Consider the following 13,003-nt stretch of genomic DNA (forward strand, 5'->3'; position numbering starts at 1 on the left):
ACCGCGCGAGATTGGGACTTAATGGATAAAAATAGAAACAGAATGTCATCGAAACTTCCTTTGCTACTGGCTGGACCGATACTACGCCACTGCGATCAACACAATTTCACGCTGTGGATGGTAACCAGCAGCCCTTTAAACGATCTCGACTTACATTTAGGCGCAAACCTACATCGACTTAACCAAGATGAAATCCATTATTTCAAATTAGGTGAACATGCGCATCAGTACCTAATCCATCTTAGCCGTCCACAATTAAATCCTCTCAATATCGCCATAGATTATCAGCTTATCGACACAGTTCACGGTGATCTATTGAGTAAGATCGACGGCTTAACCTATTCAAATCAACCTCATCCGCAATTTGTTATCAAACCGGAGATAGATAAACTTCTTCATGGATCTTGCCGCAATGCCCATCACCATAGCGGCGATGCGTTAGTGGCATGCGACACCCTGTTAGAACAAGACCTGAGTGAAAAAGCTAGGCCGGCACTACTCATGCTCAGTGGCGATCAAGTCTATGTGGACGATGTGGCAGGCCCTATGCTGTTCGCCATCGGCAAAACCATCGAACTATTAAAGCTTAGTGATGAGCAGTTTCAACAAACCGCCCTGATTAATAGCAAGCAGATCAGCTATCATCCCGCAGCTATGTATCAACGGCATAAAAACCTACTCCCGCGTACCGAATATCCAGCGGGGAGCGCGTTAGTTCGTTGGTACATTAATCATCCCATATTTACATCATCGATAGCCGAAAATCACTTAACCAGCTTGGCTGAAATTACCGCGCTATACCTGCTCTATTGGTCACCAGAGCTATGGCAACTGTTCGATATCCCCAAACAAGTCAGCGGACTATCTGCCGCCAATAGCAGCCGCTGGCAACGAGAATGGACCCATTTACTCGAATTTAAAGCAGGGCTCACCCAAGTAAGGCGGCTATTCGCTCATCTGCCAACCTATATGATTTTTGATGATCATGACATTACCGACGACTGGAATCTAACCGCAAAGTGGGAACAGGCAGCCTACGGACACCCGTTTTCGAAACGTATCATAGGTAATGCATTGATCGGCTATGCCCTGTTTCAGGGAATAGGTAATCAGCCCGAAAAGTTTAAGCAAGAGATCATACCCGAGTTAAGCACATTTTTAGCCCACCCCAATGAGCAGCAACATGATGCCTTAATCGACACTCTGCTGGCATTTGAACAATGGCATTATCATCTAGATACTAGCCCCAAATTGGTGGTGCTCGATACGCGAACTCAACGCTGGCGTAGCGAATCAAACCTCGCTAAACCATCGGGTTTGATGGATTGGGAAGCCTTAATGGATCTACAGCAGCAACTTGTCGGTCAAGATAAGGTCATTATCGTATCGGCAGCGCCAATATTTGGGGTAAAACTGATAGAAACAGTGCAACGTGTAGCGACCTTTTTTGGTGCGTCACTGCTGGTAGATGCTGAGAACTGGATGGCCCACCCAGGTACCGCCAATACCTTGTTGAGTATCTTTCAACACCGAAAAACACCTCAGCAATTTGTGATCTTGTCGGGTGATGTGCACTACTCATTTGCCTATGACATAGGGATCCGATTTCGCTCGATGAGCCCCAAAATCTATCAAATCACTAGCAGCGGAATCAAAAATCAATTTCCCGAAAAACTGTTACCTATTTTTGATAAATTTAATGGCTGGCTCTACGGACATTTCTCACCACTGAACTTCTTTACTAAACGAAAACGAATGTCTATTAGAGGTCGCAGGCCAAATGGTCATCGCAGCCAACGGCTTATCAATAAAAGCGGTATAGGGTTAGTGACCTTATCTGCTGATGGTGCCCCTCAACAGATAAGTGTACTGCATGCAGATGCCTCCCAAACTCAATTTCTGCCACCCAAAAACAGCAAAAAAGAGTAAGGGCTACAACTCAAGGTCTGCCAGTTGAATATCAATATGGCGGCCGCTAACGGGATCGGAAAATTCCACTCTTTGTGCTAATAGCTTTAAAGGATGACGGTAATCATCCACAGCAGGAGACAACAACTGTGGGTAACATCTGTCATTAACAATAGACATCCCTATGCTTTGCATATGCACTCTAAGCTGGTGAGTTCTGCCTGTGATAGGCGAAAGTTCAAATCGACCGATACCATCACTCACCTCAAGCAAGGCTATTTCTGAATGAGAGTTAGGCTCTCCTGAAATCACCTTTCTTAAAAATGAAGGCTCAGCTTTAACTAGCCGATTTTTTACACTCCAACACGCAGGCCGCGCCAGCCGACCATTAGCATATTGCTGGCTAAGTTCGGCAGTTAACGGCGCAAGGGCTTGATAGGTTTTATTGATCGCGCCATCACGAAACAGTCCATGATAGGCGTCTCGATGTTGCACATCTTTAATCAAGATGACTAAACCCGCAGTGGCTCTGTCGAGCCTGTGAGCTGGGACTAACTGTTCGAAACCCGTTTTGATTCGCAAGCGATTAACTAAACACTCGTTAACACATTGACCACTGGGATGAAGCGCTAGGTAATGGGGTTTATTGGCAATGATGATCCGTTCATCTTGATAGATAATCGACTCATAGAGAGGGATTTTTGGCTCTTCAACTACTTCACGATAATAGAAGACTCTCTGCTTGGGCAAATATCGACTGTCAACGTCAATCCTATCGCCATTTTGCCAGTGTACTTTGCCATCGACGACTCTAGCGAACCAAACATCATAGGGAATTTGTGGAAATTTTATGGCTAAAAAATCGAGCACTGTCTCTGGGGCAGACTGACTTAACGGTAATACAATAGAGGATGCCTGCGTCGCCCTAACCATAGCTATGCTGCCTGAAACAAAGAGAGGGCTATGTTAGCAAAAAAAGGAACCGCTATCAGATTATTTGTTAATGCCCTACATGGGACTTAATTAACTCGAGGACAAAGTTCATGGTTTTATGGCAATCGGGTTGATTAACCAATACTTGCTTATCCCTATTGTACAGAGGTAACACCTCTAACCAGCGTTGGCTGACCCAAGTTGCATCTTCAAGGTGAAGATCCCCATAGAGTTCGAACAATGCAGGATTCACATCATAAAATTGCTGTAGTGCGGCACTAATTAACTCAAACTCGCCTTGGATAGGTTCCTCTTGCCAATTACTGCAAGCTAAGGTTCTCGCTATCCAATTTCCATCTGCACGTTTTGCAGCAGACAACACCTTAACTCGCTGTATCCCCTCTAACACAACACCTAAAGAATCATCGTCTAATTGATTAAAATCGATGATTTCACACTGGGTGGCTAACGGGTAACAAGGGGGTGTTTCATTAATTCGACTCATTGCAAACGCCAATGAAAAATGCCCCTTCAGCACTTCGGCTATTAAACTCAAAGCACTAGGTCCAGCGACTCTAATTTCGATTCGGCCACCGGGCAATAGCAGATCATCACGAGCAATTAACGCCATCTCTTGAGTTAACATAGCAACCTCCCTCTTCAGGGTCACTCGCCTAATTCATCTCTCTATAACGGCTAAAAATTGACCTGAAGCAATAATATTTAAAGTGTAGCAGGTGTCAAAATTACTGCTGCAAACTCATTATTGGATTGACTTAATATGGCCAATCAAAAAGCACGCCATTATCTCATTAGACCTTGTTTCCTGCCATTTTGTTGCGATGCTCCAAAAATCTAAAATGGTTCTAAATATTGTGCGACATCCCCGCTTCGCCAAATCATTTCGAAATCATCGGCTAATACCTGACTCATGGCAGCAGCTTTTTGCCAATAGCGGATCCTTTCATCGCTAGTTAACAGGGTAAAGTCACCTCTATCGGGTAGCTTACCGAAAGGGAGCGAAGCCAAATAGTCATCGCTAGGCACTAGAATGAGGGCATCATGATAGTTCTGCTTTGCCCTCCGCCACGGCAGCGATTTGTCAAACCAACCCGGTAATACATTACTATTAAAGTGCGGATATAGGGTTAACCCATGTCCGCGATCTACAGCCAGATCAAAGTGGTAGTCAGTAATGCCGCCATCATAATAATGACCGATAGGAGCGCCATCAATCTCTGTCACAGGAGCTAATACCCAGGGTATCGAACCTGTCGCAAGTAGCACCTGCTGGATATTATGTTTACTTAAACCAACATAATGACTAGGAAGGTCATTAAGGTTTGAAAAAGGCGAATGCGACAGATCGCGCCCAAAAACATAACGCTGAAAATGCAGCCCTAAGGTCTTACGGCTTAGTAGGTTACTCATCGCCGTGGTTGCCAGTCCAGCACCTAATGCCACACGGTTTGACATTCGACTTAGGTGCCTTGCTCGGCAAGCTATAAAGTGACTGTTAATAATCGGGTTATCGACGATATCTTGCCCAACTTGGTCACCCAGGATCTCATCAATGATCCCAGAAACTTGCTGTGACACTTGGCTGGGAGTTGGTTTGACATCGTATCGCTGCTGAATATAAGCGCGTTCGAGGCGATCATAAGCAGCCTGCGGATCATCTTGCGCCAAACAGGCTAAACGCCATGCACCCGATGACGCACCTAATGTATGTAGTGGCTGGTCTCGATCTTTGAAAAATTCACCAAATAGCATGCGATCTAACGCTGCGATCCCGATCCATTTAGGGCCGCCCGATGCTGCCAGTAGTTGAGAAAACAGCGCAGGGTGAAGGCCTTGCTCACGGATCTGTTCAAAGGCCGTTGGACCCGCAAGAAATCGAACTCTCGGCTTCAATTTAGACAACCAGCGCTCCCTTTTAATTTGTAATAAAAGTTGCATATTAAAGGAATTTTACTTGGGTTGTCATCGGTGAATGCTCTAAAATACCACTGTGATAGGAGGTCACAGGGAGAACAACATTGGACAGATCACACGAAAACATCTGCATTAGGCCCTACAAAACCTTAGGGCACTTTGTTATTGCCCTAACGATAATATTGGTAGGCATTAACTTTTTTATCGAACAACGCGAAAGCTTCGCAGAATACCTGTTATTTTCAGGATATTGCATTGCTATGATTTACTGGGCTGTGGCGATTAATACTCAAAAAATCGTTTTCTCGGCGACGTCAGTTAACTTTATCAAGATGTCTGTTGAAAGTGACTTTACTCTGCCTCGCGACCTGCAGTTAAACTACGATGAAATAAACGCTGTGCGTCTGCTCGGTGATCATCTGTTTATCCATGGCACGAGAGGAAAAGTCAGCTTCCCACTAAAACCTCAATCCAAAACCACCATTGCACTCCAATCAGCGTTTGAAGCTCATGGCATTCCCTTTGAAATAAACTCTAGCCTTGTCATGCATAAACCTTAAGTTCAACAACCATGATTTAAACCTTTGCGGTTAGCCGCTATATTGTAGGAGAGGTTTATGCAGCGGAGCGATTGTAATTAACACAACAAGTCTTCTACTTATTGCGGCATTATTAGTTAGTGGCTGCCAGCCGAATAAAGACGCTGACTTTGTTTGGCATGATTACACCAAACGGCTTGAGTCAGTATTAGAGGTTCCATTCGAGCCGGCCGACTTTGCCCCATTAACCTTGCCCAAAGCCGCTCATCAGACGCCCACACGTTTGAATATCTCAATCCTGCAAAGCTTTAAACTTAACCATTGCAAACTCGGTGAGCTTATTGCCGACCACAATAGCTCTCTTGGCAAGGTAGCGCCGCCAAGCCAGCGGCTTATTTATCATATTCGCTTTATCCAACTAGCGCCCGAATGCATAGCGACACTCGACGATAGCGCACTTATCGACACACTCACATTAGGACTTGCTCAAAAACAGCTGCAGGCGCTAAACGTATTTACACAGATGCTAACGCACGATAAAAGTATCAATAAGCGGCTATTTATCGGTTATAACTCACTTACCTTAGATCAGATGCAAACGGGACGAGTAGAGTTTGAAAGCGCATTAAGTCAGCTCAACACCACTAAGCAAAAGATTGCCAATCAAGATTGGCAACAGATCGAAATAGAAAACTTAGAGCAAGTATTAGCAATATTTCATCACCAACCACTACTAAACCAATATCTACGATCGCTTTCATTAAGCGTGTCGCAACTCACGGCGATCAATGACTATCTATTTAATCACCAAGCTATCGCGGCCTGTCGGCCAGGACATGCCAATCTACAACAAGCGATCCTGCAAAACCTGTTTCACAAATACTATCTAGCACAAACCCAAGCTTATCTATCCCAATTAAATCAACTGCATTACCGCTTGAGTCAGCCAATGCTACAACTTTTTGATGGTACTCCTTATCAAGATTACGTCGAGTACCACTTTTCTGAGCGCGGCGATGCCCTGCCAGCACAACTCAAACAGCAGATGAAACGCCACGTCAAATGGTGGAAAGACTTTAGGCAATCATGCGATATTGCCATCCCTGGAAGCTAATACTATCTAGAGCGTCAAAAAGCTTGCTAAACTAATCCTTTATTTCACTCACCGACCTATAGCCATGATAGTAGACACGCTCGATAATATTGAACAATACACCCACCTTGGTCCACGCATCGCCACCGCGCTTAAGCACTTGGTCGATACCGACTTCAGCCAACTCGAAGTGGGCACCTATGAGCTCGACGGCAAAGAGCTGTTTGTTATCGTCAACGACTATGACACCAAGCCAAGAGAAGTCCGGCCCTTTGAGGTACACCGCCGCTACATCGACGTCCAATATGTGGTCAGCGGTGAAGAGGAGTTTGGCTATCTTCCATTGGCAGATCAGACACCATCAAAACCCTACTTTGACAAACACGACTACGCAGAATACGACTATGAGTCCAATAAATCAGATGCGGCATTTATCCCGTTAAAAGCGAGGATGTTTGCGCTGTTTTTCCCGCAAGACATGCATATGCCGGGAACGTCGGCGACACCTAAAGCGGTCAGAAAAGTGGTAATTAAAGTTAAAATTTAGTTCCTGCTCCCGCGTATTTAAGCCTGTATCCTAATAGTTAAAGCCTCCATCCAAGGGAGGCTTTTTAATATAAACACACCTTGCCTCCCCCAATGTTTAGCGATATTCACTTCGCCTGAAAAACCTCCCTACAATACAGATTCAGCTAACGAGTCCCACCGGCTCGCGACATGAAAACGTGATCTTGATCAATACGCACAACCTGCTAATATAGCCACATCGAATTATATATTTCATTTTGTTATATAGGCGTTTTTCTAATAATAAAAATATAATATTGCGAGTACCCCATGAGCCAAACCACCACTCTTAGCCAAATTTACCTCGATGCCAACGCTACAACCCCGGTCCTCCCACAAGCAGCCAAAGCGGCCATGAGTGCGATGGAAGAACTATTTGGTAACCCATCGAGTAGCCATGTCACAGGTCTAAAAGCTAAATACTTAATGGAACAAACCAGAAGCCGAGCTAAGCAATTACTCGGCGCCGATCAAGGTAGAATCATCTTTACCAGTGGCGCGACAGAAGGCATACAAACCGCCATTTTATCTGCGCTAGTTAACGCTAAAGCATCACTAACGCCAAACAAAAAATACACTCTACTTTACGGTGCCACAGAGCATAAAGCCGTACCGAACTCGTTAGCGCACTGGAACCAACTATTGGGTATCAATGCCGAGCTCAAAGCGATTCCGGTGGACGGCAGCGGTGAACTGGATCGTGATTTTATCGCCCAAGAAGCGGCGGATGCCTTAATGATCTGCACCATGGCAGTCAATAACGAAACTGGTGTCTACCAAGACTTAGCCGCATTAGATCGCCTCATCCGTCAGCATAATCCCAATCTATTTTGGATGGTAGATTGCGTTCAATCGCTGGGAAAACGCCCACTAAAACTGGCTGAAACCAGCATAGATTACGCACCGTTTAGTGGCCATAAACTCTATGCTCCAAAAGGTATAGGCTTTGTTTACATCCGCGAAAGTGCGCCGTTCACCCCCTTTATTGCGGGCGGCGGTCAAGAGAGTGGTCTGCGCTCTGGCACCGAAAACCTCCCCGGTATGGCAGCGCTAAACGTTGTATTTGAGATGCTGCTCAATCAAAGTGACGACACGTTCTTCCCAATAGCAACCTTACATAACTACCGAGTACAGCTAACCCAAGCGCTGCAACGCGCTTTCCCAGCAATCGTGTTTAACCACAGCTTCAGCAATAGTGTCCCAACGACACTCAATTTCGCCGTCCCAGGTTTCAGTAGCAAAGAGATCATGGATCTTTTTGATGCGGCCAATATTCGCGTTAGTTCTGGCTCAGCCTGCAGCTCAAAGGTTACACGCAGCTTTGTGCTCGATGCCATGGGATTGCCTGCATGGCAAAGCGAATCTGCCATTCGCCTCTCCTTTGGCCCTGCTATGACACAGATCGAGGTGGATTTGGCCTGCGAGCGAATTCAATCGGCAGCTGACGCCCTTGGCAATAGTTGTTTGTCATTAAACGTCGATGCCGGTGAGCATAATAAAACCCCATTGAATGGTTTAGTACAGCTCAAGTCAGGCGCTAATTGCACTTGGATTTATGCCGATCATAAGAGTAAACAAGCGCTGATCATCGATCCACTACCCGAACTTGAACAGCGCATTGACACCTTGCTGCAATGCCAGCAATTAACACCCGTCGCCTTTATCGACACTCATGGTCACGCCGATCATGTGTCAGGCCGCGTTTCATTAGCCGATCGCTATTTACCGCAGCAAGCAGCCGATAACCTTGGTTGGCCAGCGGACCATGTATTAACCGATATTAACGGTCGCCCTGTGCCAGCAATAAAAATTGGTGAGCAGACACTGATTAAAGTTGCCACCCCAGGCCACACCAAAGACAGCATTAGCCTATTACTGCTTAACCCACAAGGCACAGTCTTGTACGCCTTCTGCGGCGACATGATATTGATGGGCAGCCTAGGCAGAACCAACTTTGATACCAGCTGCGCCAAACAGATGTTTTACAGCTTAAAACTACTACACAGCTTGATTGGCGATCATACCTTATTGTGCCCAAGCCACGACTACAATAATGAATTTACCACCAGCTTTAGCGCGGAGTTTAGCCGTAATACTCTACTTAATGAGGCCATCAATGGCGTGATGCCAATTGGCTTATTTGAACAGCAAAAGGCACAACTCGATAGCCATCTTAATGATGAGATGGGCACAGATATCATCTGCGGTGCCTACACTGGCAGTTGCGATAAAGCCATGATCAAAGAGTACGATGCCAGCAGTCTTAAGCGGCAGTTTCAGCAAGCGCGGGCCATCAAACTACTGGATATTCGTGAACCCCATGAATACGCTTTGCAACATGAACTGGGCGAATTGAGCGAACACAGCATTAATATTCCAATGACACGACTCGTGCAGTTTATTCAACAGCATCAGCATGACAAGCACGATGAGTGGGTCTTAGTCTGTCGCAGCGGCAGTCGCTCTATGGTGGCAGCTCAAGCCATGCACCGCCTTGGCTTTAGTAATATCGCCCATCTCAAAGGTGGTTATGCATTAAGCTGTTAACCTGTCGTTTAAAAAGAAGGGTGCGGATTGTCACCAATCCAGCGCCCTTCTTAGTTCATTTAGGTTGATTATGCTACAGCTCGTCTCAACAGGTGCATACACAGCCACCAGCCAAGTTCATTGTAACGAGTGCCTAGAGGCGCTTTCTGACCTAACATCCTCAGGCCATCTTTGGCCAACATAAAACAGTCCACTTAATACTGCTCGGTTAACACGGCTCGGTTAACTCAACCACAACTTGATTTAATCCAAAGCTTCTAGCTCCTTATCGCCCTTAAGTGTGTGGCTTTGATACAGCCAGCGATACAAGGTCGGCAGTACCAATAATGTCAGCGCTGTAGAGCTAAATAGGCCACCGATGATCACTACGGCGAGAGGCTTTTGAATCTCACTGCCTACACCACTAGAAAGCAGAATAGGGATCAGGCCCAAAGCGGAAGTCAGTGCCGTCATCAATACCGGACGAAGACGCCCGACAGTGCCTTCATACACGCAGGTATAAAGCGGCTCACCCGCGGCGCGGCGTTGATTAATGGAATCGACCAATACCACACCGTTAAGCACAGCCACACCAAACAGAGTGATAAACCCTATCGAGCTTGGCACCGACAGGTACGTACCGCTGCAATAGAGCGCGACAATACCGCCAATTAAGGCAAGTGGCACATTGGCCATAATCAGCGCGACCTGCTTAATGGAGCCAAATGAAAAATAGAGCAGCAAGGCAATCAACCCAATAGAGATAGGCACGACAAGCATCAGCTTTTGCTGCGCGCGCTGCTGGTTCTCATACTGGCCACCGACCACCACGGTATAACCGGGCGGCAGTTCTGCCTTCGGCACGATGGCATAGATATCATTGACCACTGAGCCCATATCGCGACCCGCGACGTTAGCTTGAACCACTACGCGGCGCTGCACATCGTCACGACGAATATTCGGCGGCGCCATCTCAATCACCACATCGGCCACTTCAGCCAAACGCACGGTCGCGCCATTGACACCATTCAGCAGCAGATCACCCAACGCATCGGGCGCACTACGATACTCTGGCGCTAAACGCACATTGATATCGTATCTGGCATTACCCTCGATCACTTGTCCGGCACTGACACCACCAATGCCCTGACTCACTAGGCTCATCACCTCATCGACACTGATACCATAACGCGCCAGCAAGTCCCGCTTAGGCCGCACCACTAGTTGCGCCTCACCCGACACCTGCTCCAGCGACACATCTACGGCTCCAGGGATCTCGCTGACAAGATCGGTCAGCACTTGGCCTCTGTCAGACAATACCGCCAAATCGGGGCCAAATATCTTAATCGCAAGTTGGGCTTTTACCCCAGAGAGTAACTCATCTACCCTTGTGGCAATGGGCTGTGAAAAAGTCAGCAGCAGACCGGGAAACACACTTAGCTTTTGCTCCATCAGACGTTGCAGCTCAAAACGATTGCTCGCCGATTGCCACTCTTCAATGGGTTTAAGGCCTATATAGATCTCAATATTGCTCACAGGTTCTGGGTCGCCACCTAGCTCTGGTGCCCCTATGCGGCTCAACGCATATTCCACCTCAGGGAACTCCAGCAGCATCTGCTCCAACTTAGGCGCAACCGTAAGTGACGTACCTAAGCTGGCAGTGGGGGCCAATGTGACGCGCAGATTAATGGTGCCCTCCTCTAACTCAGGCACAAACTCAGTCCCCAGCCTTGGCAATAGGGCCATGCTTAAGGCAAACATCAGCATCGCCGTCAGCACCACAGCTTTGGGGTGGGCCATAGTGATGGCGAGCAACTTGCGATAGCCCGACTCAATCGGTTTAAGTAAGGCACTTTGCCTAAGCGTCACACCACGTTTGAATGCATACACGGCCAATGCAGGCACGGCAATCAATGCCACCATCAGGGCCGAGATCATCGCCAAGATAATACTGACCGCCATCGGCTGAAACAGCTTGCCCTCAACTCCTTCGAGGGCAAACAGCGGCGCAAACACCACAATGATAATCGCGGTGGCAAAAAAGATAGGACTGCATACCTCTTTGGCCGCCAGCATCACTCGCATAGCAATACCACCACGTCCACCTTCACCAAGGCCGTCTAAGTCAGCATGGTGCGGGTCGCACTCACCAGCAGAACGAGCCTGCGCCGCCACTAAATGACGTCTATCGGGCTGAGTGAGATGCTTAAAGATATTCTCTACCATCACTACCGAGCCATCGACCAGCATACCGATTGCCACGGCAAGACCACCGAGTGACATCAAGTTAGCCGACATGCCGAAATAGACCATGATCATCAATGCAAGACCAATCGATACAGGAATCGATAGCAATACCAACAAGGTAGCGCGGATATTGACCAAAAATAGCGCGAGGATCACCACAATAAACACAAAGGCCATTAGCAGTGCGTCGCGCACCGTTTTCACCGCTTGATTGACTAAGTCAGCTTGATCATAAAACACCTCAAATGACACGCCATCAGGCAGTGCTTGCTCTATCAGCGCGGTTCTCTGGGCAATATCATCGATGGTGGCTTTCGTGTTGGCTCCCATACGTTTGAGTACCACACCCGCAACGACTTCACCCAAATTATCGACCCTACCCGCCTCATCGCGACGCGTCATGGTCACAGCGCCCACACGGATCTCACTGCCATAATCCACCTTGGCAATATCGCTGACGCGCACGGGGGTCCCTGCCACTTCGGTTAGCGGAATTAGCCCTATCGCTTTAAGGCCTGCATCGCCTGCGGGCAATAAACCATAGCCCCGCACCACCAACTGCTCTTGGCCTTGGTCCATAAACCAACCACCCGCGTTGCGGTTATTACTCTCTAACGCATCGGTCACCTGTGCCATAGACAGTCCGTAACTGCGCAGCTTGTTAGGCTCAATCTGTACTTGGTACTGACGCACTTCACCACCAAAAGAGAGCACATCGGTCACGCCGCCAACGGGCATGATGATCAGTTTGACTAAGTAATCATTTAGGCTCCTTAGCGCTGATGCATCGACACCTGACTCGGGGGTTGCACGTAAAATGTACTGATAGATCTGCCCCAAACCTGACGTATTGGGGCCAATTTCTGGCACCCCTACACCATCAGGGATCATCTCTCTGGCCGATTGCAGCTGTTCAAACACCTGCTGACGCGCAAAGTAGATATCGGTACCTTCGGCAAACACCACGGTCACTATCGACAAACCGGTGCGCGACAACGAGCGCACTTCCGTCACGGCGGGTAAGGCATACATGGCCGACTCGACGGGGTAACTAATCAGTTTCTCAACCTCTTCGGCGGCTAAACCTTCCGCCGCAGTGTTGACCGTTACCTGCACATTGGTCACATCAGGAAAGGCATCAAGATTAAGCTTTGGCAGCATAACTGCGCTGGCGACAACGGCACATAGCAACGCCAATACCACCAAGAGACGGTTGCGAATCGCAGTGTCTATTAATTTCTGTAGCATAGGAGCA

At 47.6% G+C, this 13,003-nt stretch carries 9 protein-coding genes; 5 read left to right on the top strand and 4 right to left on the bottom strand.

Translation table 11 applies throughout. The annotated features are described in order from the left end of the window. Positions 1 to 42: 42 nt before the first annotated feature. Positions 43 to 1,929 carry an alkaline phosphatase D family protein gene (locus K0I62_RS16915; protein ID WP_220069211.1) on the top strand — a complete coding sequence of 629 codons (1,887 nt, stop codon included), beginning with the start codon at positions 43 to 45 and terminating at the stop codon, positions 1,927 to 1,929. A gap of 3 nt (positions 1,930 to 1,932) precedes the next feature. Here the strand turns inward: K0I62_RS16915 and K0I62_RS16920 are convergent, their stop codons facing one another. From K0I62_RS16920 to K0I62_RS16930, 3 genes are all read right to left on the bottom strand, one after another. After that, positions 1,933 to 2,841 (bottom strand): pseudouridine synthase, encoded by a 909-nt coding sequence (locus K0I62_RS16920; protein WP_220069212.1) that lies wholly within the window; start codon positions 2,839 to 2,841, stop codon positions 1,933 to 1,935. 67 nt (positions 2,842 to 2,908) lie between these two features. After that, the gene (locus K0I62_RS16925) at positions 2,909 to 3,487 is read right to left on the bottom strand and encodes an LON peptidase substrate-binding domain-containing protein (protein WP_220069213.1); all 579 of its coding nucleotides are present in this window, start codon (positions 3,485 to 3,487) and stop codon (positions 2,909 to 2,911) included. A 209-nt stretch (positions 3,488 to 3,696) separates the two neighbouring features. After that, complete coding sequence (locus K0I62_RS16930; RefSeq protein WP_258405031.1) at positions 3,697 to 4,764, bottom strand: patatin-like phospholipase family protein; 1,068 nt, start codon at positions 4,762 to 4,764, stop codon at positions 3,697 to 3,699. 116 nt (positions 4,765 to 4,880) lie between these two features. On the opposite strand from K0I62_RS16930, the gene K0I62_RS16935 reads away from it, so the two are divergent. The 4 genes from K0I62_RS16935 (at position 4,881) to K0I62_RS16950 (ending at position 9,522) form a co-directional block, all read left to right on the top strand. After that, the gene (locus K0I62_RS16935; RefSeq protein WP_220069215.1) at positions 4,881 to 5,336 is read left to right on the top strand and encodes a hypothetical protein; all 456 of its coding nucleotides are present in this window, start codon (positions 4,881 to 4,883) and stop codon (positions 5,334 to 5,336) included. Between the two features lie 100 nt (positions 5,337 to 5,436). Further along, positions 5,437 to 6,429, top strand: a complete 993-nt coding sequence (locus K0I62_RS16940) for a DUF3080 domain-containing protein (RefSeq protein ID WP_258405158.1) — start codon at positions 5,437 to 5,439, stop codon at positions 6,427 to 6,429. 64 nt (positions 6,430 to 6,493) lie between these two features. Beyond that, the gene (locus K0I62_RS16945) at positions 6,494 to 6,955 is read left to right on the top strand and encodes a NanQ anomerase/TabA/YiaL family protein (RefSeq protein ID WP_220069216.1); all 462 of its coding nucleotides are present in this window, start codon (positions 6,494 to 6,496) and stop codon (positions 6,953 to 6,955) included. Between the two features lie 290 nt (positions 6,956 to 7,245). Next, positions 7,246 to 9,522, top strand: coding sequence for an aminotransferase class V-fold PLP-dependent enzyme (locus K0I62_RS16950; RefSeq protein ID WP_220069217.1), 2,277 nt, complete (start codon positions 7,246 to 7,248; stop codon positions 9,520 to 9,522). Positions 9,523 to 9,765: 243 nt separating this feature from the next. On the opposite strand, the gene K0I62_RS16955 is transcribed toward K0I62_RS16950, so the two are convergent. Then, positions 9,766 to 12,996, bottom strand: coding sequence for an efflux RND transporter permease subunit (locus tag K0I62_RS16955; RefSeq protein ID WP_220069218.1), 3,231 nt, complete (start codon positions 12,994 to 12,996; stop codon positions 9,766 to 9,768). Positions 12,997 to 13,003 lie beyond the last annotated feature (7 nt).

The organism is Shewanella psychrotolerans, from assembly GCF_019457595.1.
GTDB lineage: Bacteria > Pseudomonadota > Gammaproteobacteria > Enterobacterales > Shewanellaceae > Shewanella > Shewanella psychrotolerans.